General features: G+C 71.2%; 21 protein-coding genes and 1 riboswitch. Of the genes, 13 read left to right on the top strand and 8 right to left on the bottom strand.

The features are described from left to right. Window positions 1-164: 164 nt before the first annotated feature. Window positions 165-998 (bottom strand): deoxyribonuclease IV, encoded by an 834-nt coding sequence (locus tag ACFHYQ_RS01970; protein ID WP_394299299.1) that lies wholly within the window; start codon window positions 996-998, stop codon window positions 165-167. A gap of 115 nt (window positions 999-1113) precedes the next feature. Between ACFHYQ_RS01970 and uraD the strand changes: the two genes are divergently transcribed. From uraD to alc, 8 genes are all read left to right on the top strand, one after another. After that, on the top strand, window positions 1114-1659 hold the full coding sequence (gene uraD / locus ACFHYQ_RS01965) for a 2-oxo-4-hydroxy-4-carboxy-5-ureidoimidazoline decarboxylase (protein WP_394299298.1): 546 nt from the start codon (window positions 1114-1116) through the stop codon (window positions 1657-1659). Then, entirely contained in the window at window positions 1656-2003 is a 348-nt protein-coding gene (gene uraH, locus ACFHYQ_RS01960) for a hydroxyisourate hydrolase (protein WP_394299297.1), read from the top strand. The genes uraD and uraH overlap by 4 nt, the downstream gene beginning before the upstream one ends. Further along, window positions 2003-2866, top strand: coding sequence for a factor-independent urate hydroxylase (gene pucL / locus ACFHYQ_RS01955; RefSeq protein ID WP_394299635.1), 864 nt, complete (start codon window positions 2003-2005; stop codon window positions 2864-2866). The genes uraH and pucL overlap by 1 nt, the downstream gene beginning before the upstream one ends. A 3-nt stretch (window positions 2867-2869) precedes the next feature. Continuing rightward, the gene (locus ACFHYQ_RS01950) at window positions 2870-3781 is read left to right on the top strand and encodes an FAD binding domain-containing protein (RefSeq protein ID WP_394299296.1); all 912 of its coding nucleotides are present in this window, start codon (window positions 2870-2872) and stop codon (window positions 3779-3781) included. Next, window positions 3778-4275 (top strand): (2Fe-2S)-binding protein, encoded by a 498-nt coding sequence (locus ACFHYQ_RS01945; protein ID WP_394299295.1) that lies wholly within the window; start codon window positions 3778-3780, stop codon window positions 4273-4275. Before ACFHYQ_RS01950 ends, ACFHYQ_RS01945 begins: the two co-directional genes overlap by 4 nt. 45 nt (window positions 4276-4320) lie before the next feature. Continuing rightward, window positions 4321-5682, top strand: a complete 1362-nt coding sequence (locus tag ACFHYQ_RS01940; protein ID WP_394299294.1) for an 8-oxoguanine deaminase — start codon at window positions 4321-4323, stop codon at window positions 5680-5682. A gap of 202 nt (window positions 5683-5884) precedes the next feature. Further along, a complete protein-coding gene (gene allB / locus ACFHYQ_RS01935; RefSeq protein ID WP_394299293.1) occupies window positions 5885-7195 on the top strand; it encodes an allantoinase AllB in 1311 nt (436 codons plus the stop codon). Window positions 7196-7230: 35 nt separating this feature from the next. Then, window positions 7231-8220, top strand: coding sequence for an allantoicase (alc, locus tag ACFHYQ_RS01930; protein ID WP_394299292.1), 990 nt, complete (start codon window positions 7231-7233; stop codon window positions 8218-8220). A gap of 123 nt (window positions 8221-8343) precedes the next feature. Here alc and pknB read toward each other — a convergent pair whose 3' ends face one another. The 4 genes from pknB to thiO form a co-directional block, all read right to left on the bottom strand. After that, window positions 8344-10329 (bottom strand): Stk1 family PASTA domain-containing Ser/Thr kinase, encoded by a 1986-nt coding sequence (pknB, locus tag ACFHYQ_RS01925; protein WP_394299291.1) that lies wholly within the window; start codon window positions 10327-10329, stop codon window positions 8344-8346. 148 nt (window positions 10330-10477) lie between these two features. Continuing rightward, complete coding sequence (locus ACFHYQ_RS01920; protein ID WP_394299290.1) at window positions 10478-11248, bottom strand: thiazole synthase; 771 nt, start codon at window positions 11246-11248, stop codon at window positions 10478-10480. Window positions 11249-11264: 16 nt separating this feature from the next. Continuing rightward, window positions 11265-11465 (bottom strand): sulfur carrier protein ThiS, encoded by a 201-nt coding sequence (gene thiS, locus ACFHYQ_RS01915; RefSeq protein ID WP_394299289.1) that lies wholly within the window; start codon window positions 11463-11465, stop codon window positions 11265-11267. 38 nt (window positions 11466-11503) lie between these two features. Then, entirely contained in the window at window positions 11504-12631 is a 1128-nt protein-coding gene (thiO, locus tag ACFHYQ_RS01910) for a glycine oxidase ThiO (RefSeq protein WP_394299288.1), read from the bottom strand. Then, window positions 12622-12735, bottom strand: a riboswitch (TPP riboswitch). (Overlaps the previous gene by 10 nt.) 79 nt (window positions 12736-12814) lie before the next feature. Between thiO and ACFHYQ_RS01905 the strand changes: the two genes are divergently transcribed. From ACFHYQ_RS01905 to thiE, 3 genes are read left to right on the top strand one after another with little or no spacing between them, the layout of a single operon-like run. Next, complete coding sequence (locus ACFHYQ_RS01905; RefSeq protein ID WP_394299287.1) at window positions 12815-14008, top strand: NAD(P)/FAD-dependent oxidoreductase; 1194 nt, start codon at window positions 12815-12817, stop codon at window positions 14006-14008. A 43-nt stretch (window positions 14009-14051) separates the two neighbouring features. After that, window positions 14052-14426 (top strand): Rv2175c family DNA-binding protein, encoded by a 375-nt coding sequence (locus tag ACFHYQ_RS01900; protein ID WP_394299286.1) that lies wholly within the window; start codon window positions 14052-14054, stop codon window positions 14424-14426. A 28-nt stretch (window positions 14427-14454) separates the two neighbouring features. Continuing rightward, complete coding sequence (thiE, locus tag ACFHYQ_RS01895) at window positions 14455-15108, top strand: thiamine phosphate synthase (RefSeq protein WP_394299285.1); 654 nt, start codon at window positions 14455-14457, stop codon at window positions 15106-15108. 16 nt (window positions 15109-15124) lie between these two features. On the opposite strand, the gene ACFHYQ_RS01890 is transcribed toward thiE, so the two are convergent. Further along, on the bottom strand, window positions 15125-16192 hold the full coding sequence (locus tag ACFHYQ_RS01890; RefSeq protein ID WP_394299284.1) for a polyprenyl synthetase family protein: 1068 nt from the start codon (window positions 16190-16192) through the stop codon (window positions 15125-15127). A 55-nt stretch (window positions 16193-16247) separates the two neighbouring features. Between ACFHYQ_RS01890 and metF the strand changes: the two genes are divergently transcribed. Then, window positions 16248-17198 carry a methylenetetrahydrofolate reductase [NAD(P)H] gene (gene metF, locus ACFHYQ_RS01885; RefSeq protein ID WP_394299283.1) on the top strand — a complete coding sequence of 317 codons (951 nt, stop codon included), beginning with the start codon at window positions 16248-16250 and terminating at the stop codon, window positions 17196-17198. Here metF and ACFHYQ_RS01880 read toward each other — a convergent pair. Then, window positions 17147-17710 (bottom strand): GNAT family N-acetyltransferase, encoded by a 564-nt coding sequence (locus ACFHYQ_RS01880; RefSeq protein WP_394299282.1) that lies wholly within the window; start codon window positions 17708-17710, stop codon window positions 17147-17149. The genes metF and ACFHYQ_RS01880 overlap by 52 nt on opposite strands. A gap of 19 nt (window positions 17711-17729) precedes the next feature. Then, on the bottom strand, window positions 17730-18209 hold the full coding sequence (locus ACFHYQ_RS01875) for a YbaK/EbsC family protein (protein WP_394299281.1): 480 nt from the start codon (window positions 18207-18209) through the stop codon (window positions 17730-17732). 88 nt (window positions 18210-18297) lie between these two features. On the opposite strand from ACFHYQ_RS01875, the gene ACFHYQ_RS01870 reads away from it, so the two are divergent. Next, a complete protein-coding gene (locus ACFHYQ_RS01870) occupies window positions 18298-19074 on the top strand; it encodes a L,D-transpeptidase family protein (protein ID WP_394299280.1) in 777 nt (258 codons plus the stop codon). Window positions 19075-19112: the final 38 nt, after the last annotated feature.

Raw genomic sequence — 19112 nt, 5'->3', positions numbered from 1 at the left:
GCGAGATCTGACCTCAAGGTCACAGGGCCGGGCTCGACTCGGGGGGGAAGGGCCCGGTCCGGCGTGGTGGGGAGTACGCGGACGCGATCCGGCCACACGGGGGCGCCGGATCGCGCCGCGATCTCCTGCGGTCGGAGGCCGGTCAGCCGCCGTTCAGCCGCCGTTCAGCGCAGCTTCTTGAGCAGTTCGATGTCCTCCCGTAGCTTCTCTTCCTTACCGGGCGTCTCCACGCAGAGGGGCACGCCGGCCGCGACCGGGTGGCGCATCAGGTCGGCGAACGGCCGCGCCCCGATATGGCCGGCGCCGATGTTCTCGTGCCGGTCCCGCTTCGATCCGCAGGCGTCCTTGGAATCGTTGGCGTGGATCAGCTTGAGCCGGCCGGGGGCGACCTCGTGCAGCGCGTCCAGCGTGAGCCGTACGCCGTCGGGGGCGGCCAGATCGTGACCGGCGGCGAATGCGTGGCAGGTGTCCAGGCACACCCCCGCCTTCGGATGGAAGTCCAGCGCTTCCAGGTAGGGCCCCAGGTCCTGGACGGTCGCGCAGAGCATCCGGCCCTGCCCGGCCATCGGCTCCAGCAGCAGGTCGGGGCCGTCGTCGGGGATCTCGTCCAGCAGTGGCAGCAGGTGCTCGCGCACCTGGCGCATCGCCTCCTCCCGGGACTGGTTGACGGCCGACCCCGTATGCACGACCACGCCGAGTGCGCCGATCGCGGCGGCCCTGCGCAGTGTGTGGCGGATGACGGTCACCGAGCTCTCCAGCGTGGCCTCGGTCGGCGAGCCGAAGTTGACCAGGTAGTTGGCGTGCACGAACGCCGGCATCCCGGACTCGCGCAGCTTGGCGTCCTCGGCGGGGTCGCCCGCGCTGAGCGCCCAGCCGCGCGGGTTGCTGACGAACACCTGGATCATCTCGGCGCCGATTTTCGAGGCGTGGCGCAGGCCGCCGGTGGCCAGGCCGCCGGCGACGAAGACATGGCCGCCGATGAGATTGGAAGGAGTCATTGCGACCTCCGAGATAGTGACGCCCCGACTGGTGGTCCGGCCGGCTTTCAGATGACTTCCAGGGAACTCTGCCTGGTCGCGACCGGCGCTTTGTCACAACCTACAAACGGCCGCGGTGGCGGAGGCGGCGGGTTGGGACTTCGCGCTGCTGGACCGGGCCGTCGGGCCGCTGTGTACTGCAAGCATGCGAGAAGTCAGCCGGGAGGAGCTCCGCTCCTGCTGCGCGTCCGCCACCTGGGTTTCGGCGGTCGCCGAGCGGTGGCCGTACCGGGATCTCGACGGACTGCGGCGGGCGGGCGAGGTGGCGATGGCCGCGCTGAGCTGGCCCGACGTGCTCGAGGCGCTCGCCGCGCACCCCCGGATCGGCGAGCGGGCCGCCGGCGATGACCGGGAGGCCGCCTGGTCGCGAGGTGAGCAGGCGGGTACGGCGGACGCCGGCCGGAAGGTGCTCGACGCGCTGCGCGAGGGCAACGCCGCCTACGAGAGCCGGTTCGGCCACGTCTATCTGGTCTGCGCGACCGGGCGGAGCGCCGAGGAGATGCTCGGCCTGCTGCGGGCGCGGCTCGCCAACGACGCCGAGGCCGAGCGCGCGGTGGTCCGCGAGGAGCTGGGCAAGATCGTCGACCTCAGGCTGGCCAAGCTGTGGCAGGAGGTGCGATGAGCCTGTCGACCCATGTGCTGGACACCGCCGCCGGGCGGCCCGCCAAGGACGTGTTCGTACGGCTCTCGCGTCGCGCGGCGCATGGTTTCGTCCCGGTGGCCGAGGGCCGTACCGACGGCGATGGCCGGATCAGCGCCTGGTCGCCGCTCGGCCGGGAATGGCTGGCCGATGAGGATCCGCGCCCGGGGACCTACCGGCTCGTCTTCGACACCGGCTCCTACCTGGGGGAGGGCGCGTTCTTCCCCGAGGTGAGCGTCGTGTTCACCATCCGGGACGCCGGCGAGCACTGCCACGTGCCGCTGCTGCTGAGCCCGTTCGCCTATTCGACCTACCGGGGGAGTTGATCGTGGTCGTCCTGGGACCCAACAGGTACGGCAAGGCAGAGACGAGAGTGGTGCAGGTCACCCGGCACGGGGACGCCCACCGAGTGAAGGACCTCAACGTCAGCGCGACGCTGTCCGGTGACATGACCGAGGTCCACCTGAGCGGGGACAACTCGGCCGTGCTGCCCACCGACACACAGAAGAACACGGTCTATGCGTTCGCCAAGAAACACGGCATCGGCGCGATCGAGGACTTCGCGCTGCTGCTGGCCCGGCACTTCGTCGGCACCCAGTCGGCCGTCCGTCATGCCCGGGTCGCGATCGAGGAGTACACCTGGGAGCGCAACGGTTCGAATGGGCACTCCTTCGCCAGGGCCGGGCGGGAGACCCGCACCTGTGTGGCGCACGTTGACGGATCGGGGGAGCGGGTCGTCTCCGGGCTGCGCGGCCTCGTCGTCATGAACACCACGAACTCGGAGTTCTGGGGCTTCGCCAAGGACAAGTACACGACACTGACCGAGACCCGCGACCGCATCCTCGCCACGGAGGTCGCGGCGTCGTGGCGGCACGCGGACTTCCCCACCTATTGGGACAAGTCTCATGAAACGGCTCGGTGGGCCCTGCTCGCCGCGTTCGCCGACACCTACAGCCTGTCGCTGCAGCAGACCCTCTACGCCATGGGCTCGCGAGTGCTCGCCGAATGCCCCGAGATCTGCGAGGTACGACTCTCGCTGCCGAACAAGCATCACTTCGAGGTGGACCTGTCGCACTTCGGGCTGGACAACGACGGCGAGATCTTCCTCGCCGCCGACCGGCCGTACGGACTGATCGAGGGCACGGTCCTGCGTGAGGACGCACCCGCCGCCGGACCGGCCTGGGAGTAGCCGATGGACTTTCTGCGCGCCCGGACCTGGGCCGAGGCACTGGAGTTGAAGGCGGAGCGGCCGGAGGCGACGCCGATCCAGGGCGGCACCGACGTGATGGTGGAGATCAACCTCGACAGGGGCCGCCCCGCCGCCCTGCTCGACCTCAACCCCGTGGGCGAGCTGGCCGGCTGGTCGAGGGAGGGCAGCCGGTCGCGGGAGGGGGAGTGGATCCGCGTCGGCGCCGGGGTGACCTACGCCCGGCTGATCGACGAACTGGGCGAGGTGCTGCCGGGGCTGGCCCAGGCGTCCCGTACGGTCGGCTCGCCGCAGATCCGAAACCGCGGCACGCTGGCCGGCAACCTGGGCGCCGCCTCCCCGGCCGGTGACGGCCACCCTCCGCTGCTGGCCTCCGGCGCGGTCGTCGAGGCCGAGTCGGTGCGCGGGGTGCGGCTGATCCCGATCGCGCAGTTCTACACCGGGGTGAAGCGCAACGCGCTCGCCCCCGACGAGCTGATCCGCGCGGTGCGGGTGCCCACCGCCGCCGGCCCGCAGTACTTCTCCAAGGTCGGCACGAGGAACGCCATGGTCATCGCGGTGTGCTCGTTCGCGATCGCGCTCCACCCGGAGAATCGGCGGGTGGGGACCGGGATCGGCTCGGCCGCGCCGACGCCGCTGCGGGCCGTGGCGGCCGAGGCGTTCCTGGCGGGCGAGCTCGACTGGACCCTCGGCGGGGCGGGCGGCGGGGCGGGCGGCACCGCGCTCGACCCGCGGGTCGCCGAGCGGTTCGCGGAACTGGTGGTCGAGGCCGCGGCGCCCATCGACGACGTGCGGGGACGGGCCGCCTACCGGTCGCACGCCCTGGCCGTGATGGCCCGCCGCACGCTCGGCTGGGCCTGGCACGACTACCTGCGAGCGGGGAGGGGCGCGAGGTGAGGGTGAACGTCACCGTCAACGGCCGGAAGATGGCCGCCGACGACGTGTGGGAGGGCGAGAGCCTGCTCTACGTGCTGCGGGAACGGCTCGGCCTGCCGGGCGCCAAGAACGCCTGCGAACAGGGTGAGTGCGGCTCCTGCACGGTCTATCTGGACGGCACGCCGGTCTGCGCCTGCCTGGTCGCGGCAGGTCAGGCCGAGGGCCGTGAGGTGGTCACGGTCGAAGGCCTGGCCTCGGGGGACGACCCGGCGGACGGGGAGGGCGGCCTGCACGACGTGCAGCGCGCGTTCCTGGCGGCGGGAGCCGTACAGTGCGGGTTCTGCACGCCGGGGCTCATCGTGCAGGCGCACGCGCTGGTCGAGCGGGCGGCGGGGCGAGTGCCGGACGACGCCGAGATCCGCGAGGCCCTGGCCGGGAACCTGTGCCGGTGCACCGGATACGAGAAGATCCTCGACGCCGTCCGGCTCGCCGCCACCCCCACCCCCTCGCCGTGATCTTGCAGAAACTCGCACCGATGCCGCCTGACCTTGGAGTTCTCCTTGCGTGATCTTGCAGTCCGCCGACTCGTCATCGAGAACGCCTACATCGCGCCTGTGGTGGGCGAGGAGATTCCCTCCGGCCACATCGTCGTCGAAGGAGACCGGATCACCGCCGTGGGCCCCGGCCCCGCGGCAGCCGTACCCGAGGGGGCCGAGCGGATCGACGGCGCCGCCTGCCTGGCGACCCCGGGGCTCGTCAACACCCATCACCACCTCTACCAGTGGGCCGCCCAAGGAGTGACGCCCGACGGAACGCTGTTCGAGTGGCTGGTGGCGAGCTACCGGCTGTGGGCGAGGATGGACGCCGAGGTGGTGTCGGGCGCGGTCACGGCGGGGCTGGCCTGGCTGGCCAAGTCGGGCTGCACCACCTCGACCGACCACCACTACATCTTCCCGAAGGGCCGCGGCGACCTGTTCGAGGCCGAGATCGATGCCGCGCGACGGGTCGGGTCGCGGTTCCATCCGTGCCGGGGCTCGATGGACCGGGGGAGATCGCAGGGCGGGCTGCCGCCGGACGACATCGTGGAGGATGTCGATGACATTCTGCGAGCCACCGAGGAGGCGATCCGGAAATATCATGACCCGTCATTCGGGTCGATGGTGCGTGTCGCGGTCGCCCCGTGCTCGCCGTTCTCCGTGAGCGGCGATCTCATGATCCGCTCGGCCGAGCTCGCGCGCTCCCATGGCGTACGGCTGCACACGCACCTCGCCGAGACCGCCGACGAGGACGAGCACTGCCGCGAGCAGTTCGGCATGCTCCCGGCTGAGTACCTTGACGGTCTCGGCTGGCTCGGCCCCGACGTCTGGCTGGCCCACTGCGTCCACCTCACCGACAAGGACGTGCGCCGGTTCGCCGAGACCGGCACCGGCACGGCCCACTGCCCCTCCTCCAACGGTCGTCTCGGCGCCGGCATCGCCCGCATTTCGGACCTGCTGCGGGCGGGCGCTCCCGTCGGGCTCGGCGTGGACGGCGCCGCCTCCAGCGAGATGACGCCGCTCGCCGGTGAGATCAGGATGGCGATGCTGATGCAGCGCGCCCGGTACGGCCCGCGCGCGCTGACCGCCCGCCAGGCGCTGGAGCTGGCCACCATGGGCGGGGCCAGGTGCCTCGGCCGGGCCACCGAGATCGGGTCGCTCGAGGCGGGCAAGCTCGCCGACATCGCCCTGTGGCGGACCGGCGGTTTCCACGCCGCCGTCGACGACCCCGTGGTCGCGTTCGCGTACGGGCAGACGCCGCCGCTGGCCCGGCTCCTGGTCGGCGGCCGGGCCGTGGTCGAGGACGGCGAACTCCGTACGGTCTCCGACGCGGCGGCGGCCGAGGCGGGGGCGCGTGCCCACCGCCGCCTCCTGGGGGAGGCTTGAAGGTCGGCCCGGACGATCGGTGCCGTACGTCTACTCAGAGCGCGGCAGGTCCACGTACGCGCCTGTGCAAGATCACGGACGGTGTCGGGGCAGGTCAGGAGGCAGGGGTGCGAGTTTCTGCAAGATTACGGATGGGAAAATCGCAGGTCGGAGGCGATCCCTGCGAGAATTCGCAAGATCACGGACTGGGGGTGAGGGGGGCGTGTTCGAGCTCGTGGTGAGGTCACGGCGGGTGGTCACGGCCGGGGGGGAGCGTGCACTGGCGGTGGCCGTACGGGACGGGAAGATCGCCGCGCTGCACGCGTACGACGATGTGACCGCCGACGTGCCGGACGCGCGGCAGGTGGTCGACCTCGGCGACGTGGCGCTGCTGCCCGGGCTGGTGGACACCCACGTGCACGTCAACGAGCCCGGCCGGACCCATTGGGAGGGCTTCGCCACGGCCACCCGGGCGGCGGCGGCCGGCGGGGTCACCACGATCGTCGACATGCCACTCAACTCGCTGCCGCCCACGGTCGACGTGGCCGCGCTGGAGACCAAGCGCCGGGCGGCGCAGGGGAAGTGCCACGTCGATGTCGGCTTCTGGGGCGGCGCGATCCCCGGAAACCTGGCCGACCTGCGGCCGCTGCACGACGCCGGGGTGTTCGGGGTCAAGTGCTTCCTGTCCCCTTCGGGGGTCGAGGAGTTCCCCGCGCTGGACCGGGCCGGCCTGCGGGACGCGCTGGCCGAGGTGGCCTCCTTCGACGGGCTGCTGATCGCGCATGCCGAGGATTCCGCGCTGCTGTGTGACCCTCCTGGCCCGAAATATGCGCATTTTTTGGGATCACGGCCGCAGGAGGCCGAGCGGCGGGCCGTCGAGCAGGTGATCGAGTCGGCCGCCGCGACCGGCGCCCGCGTGCACATCGTGCACGTGTCGGCCGCCGCCTGCCTGGAGCCACTGAGACAGGCCCGGCGCGACGGGGTACGGATCACCGCGGAAACCTGCCCCCACTATCTGACGCTCACCGCCGAGGAGGTCGCCGGGCCCGCGTACAAGTGCTGTCCGCCGATCAGGGAGGCCGCCAACCGCGACGCCCTGTGGGAGGCGCTGGCCGAGGGCGTCCTCATCGGCGTCGTCTCCGATCACTCCCCGTCGACGCCCGACCTGAAGGTCCCCGACTTCGCCGCCGCGTGGGGCGGCATCTCCTCCCTGCAGCTCGGCCTGCCCGCCGTGTGGACAGAGGCCCGGTCGCGTGGATGCGGACTGCTCGAGATCGTTCGCTGGATGGCCGAGGGGCCCGCCGCGCTGGTCGGCCTGCCGCACAAGGGGGTGATCGACGTCGGCGCCGACGCCGACCTGGTGGCCTTCGACGCCGACGCCGAGTTCACCGTCGACGCGGCCGCGCTGCATCACCGCAATCCGGTCACGCCCTACCACGGCCGGACGTTGACCGGCGTCGTCCGTACGACCTGGCTGCGCGGCGTGCCCGTCGATTTCCTTACCCCTCGCGGGCGATTCCTGGTCGGATCATGAGCACGGTTTTAGGAAGTTCGCGGCACGCAGTCGATGTGAGCCCGTTCACCCGGCTGCCCGATCTCGCCCTGCGGACGTACGGCGGGGCGGTCGTGGCGGCCAGCGACGAATCGTTCGCCGAGCGGGAAGCGCTGACCAGGCCGGGCCGGCCCGAGTTCCGCCCGCACACGTTCGGCCCGAAGGGGCAGGTCTACGACGGGTGGGAGACCCGGCGACGGCGCGGGCCCGGCCATGACTGGGCGATCGTACGGCTCGGCCTGCCCGGGATCATCCGGGGCGTGGTCGTCGACACGGCCTGGTTCAAGGGCAACTACCCGCCGTACGCCTCGGTGGAGGCGTGCGCGGCCGAGGGACATCCGTCGGTGGACGAGCTGACCGGGTGGGTGGAGATCGTGGCGAAAAGCCCGCTGTCCGGCGACGCCGTACACGAGTTCCCGGTCGCCGATCCCCGTAGGTTCACGCACGTGCGGCTGAACATCTTCCCCGACGGCGGCGTCGCCCGGCTGCGGGTGCACGGCGAGGTGGTGCCCGACCGGACGTTCCTGGACGGGCTCACCGTCGATCTCGCCGCGCTGGAGAACGGGGCCCGCGTCGTCTCCTGCTCGGACGAGTTCTACTCGTCGCCCAACAACGTGATCGCCCCGGGCCTGGCCCGCCATCAGGCCGAGGGCTGGGAGACCGCCAGGCGGCGCGGCGGCGGCAACGACTGGCTGATCGTGGCGCTGGCCGGCCCCGGCATGGTCGCCGTCGCCGAACTGGACACCGCGAACCTGATCTACAACGCCCCGGGCGCGGCGTCGCTGAGCGGAATCGACGCGCGCCGGGCCTCGCTCGACGACGCAGGCGCCTGGTTCCCGCTGCTGCCCAGAACCCGGCTCCAGCCGGACACGAGGCACCGGTTCCGCCTCGACGACGTCCGTACGGTCACCCATGTGCGACTCGACATCTACCCCGACGGCGGCCTCGCCCGCCTCCGCCTCCTCGGCGCTCTCGCCCGAACGAGCGACCCGATCACGTTCGGTTGACTACCGGTTCGGGAGAAGACCTGACTCACGCAGCCGCTCGAAGGGCTGCGGCATCCTCACCCTGCACCGCCGCCTGGTCCGGAGCGTGATCGGTGCGGCATCTCCTCGTTCAGGTGCTCACACTCAGTGCCAGATGGTGATGGTGGAGCCTGGGGGTTGGTGGCCGCTGGGGCTCTCCTGGATGACGCGGCGGGTGCCGACCAGCTTGCGGGTCTTGACCTTGAAGCCTGCCGCCCTCAGCTCGCGCGTGGCGTCCTTCAACGCCTTGAACCGGACGTCGGGGACCACGACGACCTCGCCGGGAGGCTCGGAGTCGTTGTTGTCCCAGGGCCAGTGCCAGCCGTTGTCCGGCCCCTTGGAGACCGTCAGGCGGACCTCGATCCCCGCCTCGACCGGCGTGCCGCCGGCAGGGTCCTGCCCGATCACCGTGCCCGGTTGGGCGTCGTTGGCCGTCTCGTCGATCTGGACGTTGAAGCCCTTGTCGCGCAGGAACTTCTCGGCCTCGTCGCGGGTCATGCCGGTGATGTCCGGCATGAGCAGGCCAAGGCTGATCACCAGGTTGACGTTGCCGCCCTTCTTGACCCGCTTGCCCACCGACGGGTTGGTGCCGACGACCTGGTCGCGGGGCACCGTGTCGCTCTCCTTCTTGCTCACCCGGCCGACGGTCAGCCCCACCTCGGCGATCTTCGCCCGGGCCTCCGCCTCGCTGAGGTTGGCGACGTCGGGCACCGCGATGGTCTCCGGACCGGCCGACGGGATCAGCGTCAGCACCGACCCCTTGGTGACCTCCGCTCCCGGGCCCGGCTCGGTGTCGAGGACGTTGTCCTTCTCCACCTTGTCGTCGAACCTGGCCTTGCCGACCTTCACCTCGAAGCCGTCCTTCAGCGCCGCCTGCTTGGCCAGCACGATGTTCTGGCCGACCAGGTCGGGCACCGTGACCGTACGACTCTGTGAGAACCACCAGCCGCTGAACGCTATCCCGGCGACCATGACCAGGGCCAGGCCGATGACGAACCAGTTGGACCGACGCCGCAGGAAACCGGCCCGACCGGCCGAACCGGCCGAACCGCCCGCGTCGGTCGGCAGCTCCGACCGCGGCTGGATCATCGTGTGGCCGGCGCTGCCGCCCCCGGCTCCTTCCCCGACATAGACCAGCGGGGGAGGCGCCTGGAAGCCGCCCGAAGAATGCGCGCCCGGATGCTGACCGGTTGTGCTGTGGCGCACCCCGTGCGGGGCGGTGTGCTGACCGGTCTGACCCGTCCGCGGCAGCCCGCGGTGCGTCTCGACGGCGGCGATCAGCATGGCGTTGGCGTCCGCCGGGCGCCTGGCCGGGTCCCTGTCGGTGGCCGCCGCTACGAGCGCGTCGAGCGACGGCGGCACGTCCGCCGCGATCGACGAGGGCGCGGGGACGCTGTCGTGGACGTGCTGGTAGGCGACCGACATCGGCGACTCGCCCTCGTACGGCTGCCGCCCGGTGAGCAGCTCGAACAGCATGATGCCCACGCCGTACACGTCGCTGCGCGCGTCGGCCTGGCCCGTGGTCACCTGCTCGGGCGACATGTACCCGATCGTGCCGATCATCATGCCGGTCTTGGTCTGGTTGGTCGCCTCGATGGCGCGGGCCAGGCCGAAGTCGACGACCTTCACCCGGCCGTCGTCGGCCAGCAGCACGTTCTCCGGCTTGACGTCACGGTGGATGAGCCCGGCCTGGTGGGCCGAGCCGAGCGCGGCCAGGACCGGGATGACCATCTCCAGGGCCTCGCGGGCCGGCAGCCGCCCGCGCTCACTCAGAACATCGCGGAGCGTCCGGCCGGGGACGTACTCCATCGACAGATAGACGTTGGCTCCGTCGGTGCCCTGGTCGAAGACCTGCACGATGTTGGGGTGCGACAGCCCGGCGACCGATTTGGCCTCGCCGATGAAGCGGCGGACGAACTGGGGGTCCTCGGCGAGCGAGCGGTGCATCACCTTGACGGCCACCGTGCGCTCGAGCCGGACGTCCAGGGCCAGATAGACGGAGGCCATGCCGCCCCGGGCGATCCGGGACTCGACGCGGTAGCGCCCGTCGAGCAGCTGCCCGATGAGCGGATCGCTTAGCGTCGTGTCCACCCGCCAGAGTTTACGGGTGTTTTGCCACCCGCAGGATGCCCGAATCCCAAAACGAGACCTATCCCTAACCGTTCGCTGGCCGTTCCATGACCGTTCCCGGGCGTCCGCGGCATGGCCTTGCGGACATGACGGCGCACCGGCAGGGCCGCTACGACACGGCGGGGGAGGAGGCCTCGGCGTACCGCCGCCGCGGGATGCGCCCGGCGAGGCGGGCCTGCCGTCCCGCCGTGACGGCCGAGCGCATCGCCGCGGCCATCAGGTCGGGCCGCTGGGCCCGGGTCACCGCGCTGGCCAGCAGTACGGCGTCGCAGCCCAGCTCCATCGCGAGCGCGGCGTCGCTGGCCGTGCCGATGCCCGCGTCCAGGATCACCGGGACGCCCGCCGCCTCCACGATCAGCTCGATGTTGTGGGGGTTGCGGATGCCGAGGCCGGAGCCGATCGGCGCACCGAGCGGCATCACCGCGGCGCAGCCGGCCTGCTCCAGCCGCCGCGCCAGCGCCGGGTCGTCGCCGATGTACGGAAGCACCGTGAACCCGTCGGCGACCAGCCGTTCGGCCGCGTCGAACGTCTCGATCGGGTCGGGCAGCAGCGTCCGCTCGTCGGCGATGACCTCCAGCTTCACCCAGTCGGTCTCCAGGGCCTCCCTGGCCAGCCGGGCGGTCAGCACGGCCTCCCCGGCGGTGTAGCAGCCCGCCGTGTTCGGCAGGGTCTTGATGCCCCGGGCGCGCAGTACGTCGAGCACCGATCCCCGGGTCGCGGGGTCGAGCCGTCGCATCGCGACCGTGGTCAGTTCGGTCCCGGAGGCATCCAGCGCCTGGTCGAGCACCTCCAGTGAGGGCGCGCCGCCCGTTCCCATGATCAACCGGGAGGAGAACTTCTCCCCGCCCAGGACGAACACGTCGTCGATCACCGCCGTCAACCTCCCTGCACCGCCGTCAACCTCCCTGCACCGCCGTCAGCACCTCGACCTGATCACCGGAGGACAGCCGCGTCGACGACCACGCGCTCCGGCTCACCACCTCGCCGTTCAACGCCACCGCGACACCCGCCGTCTGCCCGGTCAGGGTGCGTACGGCGACGCTCACGGTCGCCTCGTCGTCCAGCGCGGTCTCGACCCCGTTGACGATGACCTTCATCCGATGACCCTCATTCAGCGGACCTCATTCAGGGAACCTCATTCGGCGAACCTCCCGGGATCGCAGGACTTCACGACCTCCGGCGCCGCTTCGCCGGTCAGGAAGGCCGCGACGGCCTCCGCCGTGATCGGGGTGAGCAGGACGCCGTTCCGATGGTGGCCGGTCGCCGCGAAAACGTCGGCCTTTCCGGGCACGTCAAGGGGCACGTCAACGGGCCCGATGAGCGGCAGATTGTCCGGCGTTCCCGGGCGGAAGCCCACGGTCGTCTCGGCCAGTTCCAGCTCGGTCAGCCCGGGGACCAGCTCGTGGGCGTCGCGCAGCAGCTCATACACCCCGCCGGCCGTCACCCGGCCGTCGAAGCCCAGCTCCTCCATGGTCGCGCCGAGCGTGATCTCGCCGTCGCCGCGCGGGACCAGGTAGGCGGGCGACCCGTGCACCAGCCCGCGCACGCACCTCGTGAGAAATCCCCCGGGCCCGCGCAGCCGCAGGATCTGCCCCTTGACGGGTCGTACGGGCAGCCCGGGCAGCAGCTCCGGCGACCACGGGCCGGCCGCGACGACGACGCGCGGCGCGGCGACGACCCTATCGGAGGCCAGCCGTACGCCCCGCGCGGTGAGCGCGACGGCACGATCGGCCACCACCGCGGCGCCGGCCCTTTCCAACGCGGTGCGCAGGGCACGCGTCACCAGGCGGGGGTTCACCCAGGCGTCGTCCCCGGCGAGCATGCCGCCGCGGATCGACGGCGAGAGCATCGGCTCCAGCCTCCGGCACTCCCGCCCGGTCAGCCGTTCCACCCGGAGGCCGAGAGTCCGCTCGAAGACGGCCAGCTCGTCCAGGTAGGCCATGTCGTCGGCGTCGTGGGCGATCTTCAGGGTGCCGTCGGTCCGGTAGTCGAGATCGACGCCGCTGTCGTCCTCCAGTTCGTCGCGGAACGACGGCCACAGCGCCAGCGAAGCGAGGCCCAGCCGCAGCACCGGCTCCTCGGTGTAGGTGACCTCGCTGACCGGTGCCAGCATTCCGGCCGACGCGTGCGTGGCGCCGCCGCCCGGGTCGGGGTCCACCACGGCGACGGACAACCCCCGCCGTGCCGTACGCCAGGCGACCGACAGCCCGATGATGCCGCCGCCCGCCACGATCACATCCGGCGTGGTCACCAGCTCAGGCACTGCCCGCTCCCTTCGCCGGCATTACCCGGATCAGGTCGTCTGGCGGTCGAGAGCCTTCCGCTCTCCTCTCAGCCCGGAACCGCCGGGCTCCCGCGCGTCTTACGGCCTCAAGCCTAGCATTTGCCGAACTCGTTACCGGATCGGCATTGGCGTATGCGCGGGTTGACAATCTATGGTCAAGATGTGGATCACGTCGTGGTGGTGGGGGCCGGCCTGGCCGGCGTACGGAGCATCGAGGCACTGCGCGCCCAGGGGTACGCCGGGCGGATCACACTGATCGGCCAGGAACGGCATCGCCCATATGACAGGCCGCCGCTGTCCAAGGCGGTGCTGCTCGGCGAGACCGACTCCACGGTGGTCGACTCCGACCTGGACGCCCTGGACGTACGGCTGTGCCTCGGCACGGCGGCCAAGGGCCTGCGCGACGGCGTGGTGGAGACGACCGAGGGCGAGGTGGACTACGACGGCCTCGTCATCGCCACCGGCGCCACGCCGATCCGGCTGCGCGGGGAGGGCCGCCAGCACGTGCTGCGCACCATCGACGACGCGATCGCGCTGCGCGAGCGGCTGGTCTCCGGGGCCCGGGTGGCGGTGATCGGCGGCGGCTGGATCGGCGCCGAGGTCGCGACCGCCGCGGCACGTGCGGGCTGCGCGGTGACCGTGATCGAGGCCGGCGAGACGCCGCTCGCGGCCGCACTCGGCCCGGACGTCGGGGCCCGCACCATCCCCTGGTACGCCGAGGCGGGCGTGGAACTGCGGCTCGGCGCGATTGTCGGCACGGTCGACCCCGGCGGCGTCACGCTCATGTCGGGCGCCCGGGTCGAGGCGGACGTGGTGGTGACCGGTGTCGGAGTGCGGCCCGCCGTCGAGTGGCTGAAGGGATCGGGCGTCGAACTGGACGACGGCGTGCTCGTCGACGAGCACCTGAAGACGACGCTGCCCGGTGTGGTGGCGGTCGGCGACTGCGCGAACTGGTGGTCGCGCCGGTTCCGCCGGCGGCTGCGGGTCGAGCACTGGGACACCGCGCTCGGCGCCCCCGACACCGCGGCTGCCACGCTGCTGGGGGAGGAGGCGGTTTACGATCCCGTGCCGTACTTCTGGTCGGAGCAGTTCGGCCGCATGGTCCAGTTCGCCGGGCACCCGTCCAGCGGATGGCAGGGGCCCGCCGTACGGCTGCTGTGGCGGGGCGACCCGCGCACCGACGCGAAATGGACGGTGTGCTGGCTGACCAGGGAGGACGGGCTCACGGCCCTCCTCACGGTGGACCGGCCGCGCGACGTGGTCCAGGGCCGCCGCATCATCGAAGGGGGCCGTCGGCTCGACCTGGTCAAGCTGGCGGACCCGGCCGTTTCGCTCCGCGACTGCATCATGGCCTGAACAAGGTGTTTCGCGGCCGCGCGGCTGTGGTAATGGTGGTTTCGTGACACTTACTGTTGCACAGATCGACCCGGAAACCGACCAGCTCGTGGGGGAATGGCTCCCCCTCTCCGAGGCCGCCAAGAGCCTGGGGCTCACCATCGGCCGCGTCAAGCAACTCCTCAAAGACAAGAAGCTCGTAGGCGTCCGCAGGGGCGGTGGCGAGCCACAGGTCCCGGCGGTGTTCATCGCCGCGGGCGACGTGCTGAAGGGGCTCCCCGGCACGCTTACCGTCCTGGCCGACGCAGGGTATGACTCGGTCGAGTCGATCCGCTGGCTGTTCACCCCGGACGACTCGCTTCCCGGGTCGCCGATCGACGCCATCAGAGCGGGCCGGCACACCGAGGTCAAGCGCAGGGCTCAGGCACTGGGATTCTGACCGTCCGCCTCATGGCATTGTTGGTCGGATGAACGACATCCGGCGACAGCGCCTCGCGCAGGCCAGGCTCTATCTCTGCACTGACGGCAGGCGGGACCGCGGCGACCTGGAGAGTTTCCTCGACGCGGTCCTGGCCGGCGGGGTGGACATCGTCCAGCTCAGGGAGAAGGGCCTGGAGGCGCGCGAGGAGCTTGCCCTGCTCGAGGTCTTCCGCGACGCGTGTGACCGGCACGGCGCGCTGCTCGCGGTGAACGACCGGGCGGACGTCGCACACGTCGCCCGGCCGGACATCCTCCACCTCGGCCAGGACGACCTGCCGGTGCCGATCGCCCGGGACATCCTCGGGCCGGAGGTGCTGATCGGCAGGTCGACCCACTCGGCTGCGGAGGCTTCGGCCGCCGCGGCCGAGCCGGGGGTGGACTACTTCTGCTGCGGTCCGACCTGGCCGACGCCCACCAAGCCGGGGCGGCCGGCCCCCGGCCCCGCGCTGCTCGAGCACGCCGCCGGCCTCGGTACGGCACGGCCGTGGTTCGGCATCGGCGGCATCGACCTGGGCAACCTCGACGAGGTCATGGCGTACGGCGCTCGCCGCGTCGTGGTCGTCCGGGCGATCACGGAGGCCGACGACCCCGGGGCGGCGGCCGCCGAGTTCCGGACCCGGCTGGATGGCGTCTCGCTTTAGGCTGCTTTAGGCCATGTCAGGTGCGCCGGGTGGTGGCGGCGACGGCCAGGGCGGCCAGTGCCGTACGAGCCGTCTCGTCGATCGGGGCCTGCTCCAGCGCGTGCAGCGCGTCGTCGAGGTAGCGCTTGATCATGCCTTCGCACGCCGCGAGGGCGCCGGTGTCCTCGATGACCGACCTGAGTCGTTCGACGCCCCGCGCGTCGAGGTCCGGGTCGCCGAGCAGGCTCCGTACGGCCTGCGCCTGCACGTCCGACGCCTCGGCGAGGGCCCGGGCGATGAGCATGGTCCGCTTGCCCTCGCGCAGGTCGTCCCCGGCGGGTTTGCCGGTCTCGGCGGGGTCGCCGAAGACGCCGAGGACGTCGTCGCGGAGCTGGAAGGCGATGCCGACCTGCGTGCCGTACTGCGCGCAGAGTCGGTCGATCCAGTCGTGCCGCGCCCGCGCGGCGAGCACCAGCCCCAGCCGCAGCGGCTGCTCGACCGAGTATTTCCCGCTCTTGTAGAGGGCGACCCGTAGCGCGCCCTCGAACGTGCTCTCCCCCTGCGCCTGCTCCAGCAGGTCGAGGTACTGCCCGCACATGAGCTCGGTGAGCATGTGGTCGTGGACCGGCTGGGCCACCGCCAGCGCCTCGGCCGGCAGGCCGCTGGTCCGCCACATCTCGCCCGCCCACACGAGCAGCAGGTTGCCGAGGAGCACGGCCACGCCCTCGCCGAACTGCTCGGCCGAGCCGTGCCAGCCGGAGTCGGCGTGCACCTGCTCGAACCGGCGGTGCACCGACGGCATCCCCCTGCGCACGTCGCTGGCGTCCATCACGTCGTCATGGATGAGCGCGCTGGCCTGCAGCAGCTCCAGCGACGCGGCCGCCATGTGCAGCCCCGGCTCCTCGCCCCCGCCCGCCGCCCGCCAGCCCCAGTAGCAGAAGGCGGGGCGCAGCCGCTTGCCGCCGGTGAGGAAGCCCTCAGCGGTGGACAGCAGGACGGCCAGTTGCGGGTCGTCGAACAGCGGGCGCTGCCGGTCCAGGAACTCCCGGATCGAGCGGTCCACCTCGGGCCGGACGTGGTCGAGCGGTGCTGCGGAAGGGGTCATGCTCACGAGCCTAACCGCCGTTGATCGAATGACTCATCCCTGTACCCTTGGTGCCATGGCTCTCGGTCTGCCCTCGCGGCTCCCCGATCGCGTCCCCACGGTCCGTGACCTGCTCGCGGCAGGGGAGCGGTCGTTCTCCTTCGAGTTCTTCCCCCCGAAGACGGACGAGGGCGAGCGCCAACTCTGGCGGGCGATCCGGGAGTTGGAGGCGCTGCGGCCGACGTTCGTCTCGGTGACGTACGGCGCAGGCGGCGGTAACCGCGACCGCACGGTGGACATCGTCGAGCGCCTCGCGCACGAGACCACGCTCACGCCGGTGGCGCACTTCACCGCCGTGAATCATTCAATCCGTGAGCTTCGTCACCTGATCGGCAGGTTCGCCGACGCCGGCGTACGCAACATGCTCGCCCTGCGGGGCGATCCGCCGGGCCGCGACCCGCTGGACGAGTGGGTGAAGCACCCGGAGGGGGTCGGCTACGCGGAGGATCTGGTCAGGCTCATCCGCCAGGCCGGTGACTTCTGCGTCGGCGTGGCGGCGTTCCCGTACAAGCACCCCCGGTCGGCGACCATCGAGTCGGACACCGAATTCTTCGTACAGAAATGCCGGGCGGGCGCCGACTACGCGATCACGCAGATGTTCTTCCGCGCCGACGACTACTTCCGGCTGCGTGACCGGGTCGCCGCCCACGGCTGCAACACGCCGATCATCCCCGGGATCATGCCGGTCACCCAGATGAGCACGATCGCCCGCTCCGAGCAGTTGTCGGGCGCGCCGTTTCCGCCTGAGGTCGCGGCGAGGTTCGAGGCCGTCGCCGACGACCCCGCGGCCGTCCGCCGCCTAGGCATCGAGCACGCCGTGGAGCTGTGCCGGAAACTGCTCGATGAGGGGGCTCCCGGCATCCACTTCATCACGTTCAACAGGTCGAGCGCGACGCGCGAGGTGTTCGAGGCGCTTCAGCCGGTCGGCGCCGCCGGCAGTGGGAGCCGTGCTCCGGCGATGACGTAGTTCTCGTATCCGCCGGGGAACTCGAACCCCGGGATGAGGTCGACGAAGCCGACGTCCCGGTAGAGATGGCGGGCCGCCGTGGGGGCGTCGTGGGTCGACAGCACGGCGGTGCGCTCCGGGCGGCCCGCGCAGATGGTGTGGATCAGGCGGCGGCCGATGCCCCTGCTCTGGTAGTCGGGGTGGACGTGGATCTCCGCGAGTTCCAGAGCGTCACTCAGCCAGTCTCCACAGGCCTCGGGTCCGGTGTGATCACGCAGGCCCCGTCGGACCACGTCGTGCCACCACTGCCCGTCGGCGCCGTGGAAGCCGTAGGCGAATCCCACGATCTCCCGATCCTCGGGGACCTCGGCGAGCAGGCATACGAAGTCCGGATAGGTGGCGTGGTTGCGCATGATGGCCATGCGCCCGGTCAGTTGGTCTGACGGCGGGTGCATGGCCGCCGTGTAGATGGACAGCACCGTGCCCAGCACTTCCGTGAACTGGTCCGGCCCGACGCGCCGCAGTTGGATCACTTTCCGGAGACTAGCAAAGCTAACGCGCCACCTCGGCGGGCGTTCCGCCGGTGATTCCGACCAGTTCGTCGAAGGTCGTGGGGAAGACCGTGTGCGGGTGACCTCCAGCGGCCCACACCACGTCATGCTTGCTCAGCCAGTTGTCCACCAGCGTCCGGATCGGGGCGGGATGTCCGACCGGGGCGACTCCGCCGATGGGCTGTCCCGTGTGCTCGCGGACGAATTCCGGGGTGGCCCGCCGTACTTTCCGCGCTCCGACCAGTTCGGCGATCGCAGCGGTGTCCACGCGGTGGGCGCCGCTGGTCAGCACGAGCAGCGGGGATCCGTCGGCGTCGAAGATGAGGCTGTTGGCGATCGCCCCGATCTCGCAGCCGAGTTGGGCGGCGGCGGTGGCCGCTGTGGGCGCCGCCTCGCCGAGGACCTTGACCTGGCCCGCCACGCCGTGGGAGCGGAGGGCCTCCGCCACACGGGCGGCGTTCGGATGCAACTTTTCTGACACCCGGCCACTCTAAGCAGGTTGTCGCGAAACTCGTACGCTATAAGGAGTTTTGGTCCTTACTTGAGAACATTGAGAGGCTGGGTTGACCATGGGGGGTCCACGGCGGCTGGCCGCCGCCGCGCTGGTCACGGCCGGGGCCGTGACGTTCGCGGCGGGCGGTGTGGCCGGTCCCGCGCAGGCGCGGACCGCGCCGGCATCACAGCAGACGGCATCACAGCAGACGGCGCCGCACACGACGCTCAAACTCGGTGCCAAGGGCGCCGAGGTCAAGGCGTTACAGACCCGGCTCACCGAGCTCGGGTACGTGCCCGGAAAGATCGACGGCAGGTACGGCGGCACCACCATGATGGCCGTCTGGGCGTTCCAGAAGGTGCAGGGCATCAAGCCGACCAGCACGGTGGCGAGCCGGACCTGGGCGGCGCTGGAGAATCCGAAGGCGCCCAAGGTGCTGGTCCCGAAGGGCAGGCCGAACCGCGTCGAGGTGAACCTCACCCAGCAGATCATGGTGCTCTACCGGGACGGCGAGCCGAAGGTGATCAGCCATGCCTCCAGCGGCAGCGGGATCCCGTACGTCGAGTACGCGACGTGGAACGGCAAGCGGCAGAGGTTCAGCGGCAGCGCGACCACGCCGACCGGCGACTACCGGACGACCTGGCGGGTGAGCGGCTGGCACCGGTCCTACCTGGGGCAGCTGTACAACCCGATCTTCTTCAACGGCGGCATCGCCCTGCACGGAGCGCTGTCGGTACCGCTGCATCCGGCTTCGCATGGTTGTGTGCGGCTGCCGATGCCGGTGGCCGAGATCCTGCCGGGCCTGCTGGGCGCCGGTGTCCCCGTCCACGTGCGGGGCAGGTTCCACCGCTGATCCCTCCTGTCTGTTCCGCCACTGTTTCGAAACCCCGT

The organism is Sphaerimonospora cavernae (assembly GCF_042435035.1).
Lineage (GTDB): Bacteria > Actinomycetota > Actinomycetes > Streptosporangiales > Streptosporangiaceae > Sphaerimonospora > Sphaerimonospora cavernae.
Note: the sequence above shows the minus strand (reverse complement) of the source record. Positions and strands in the feature narration are given on the sequence as shown.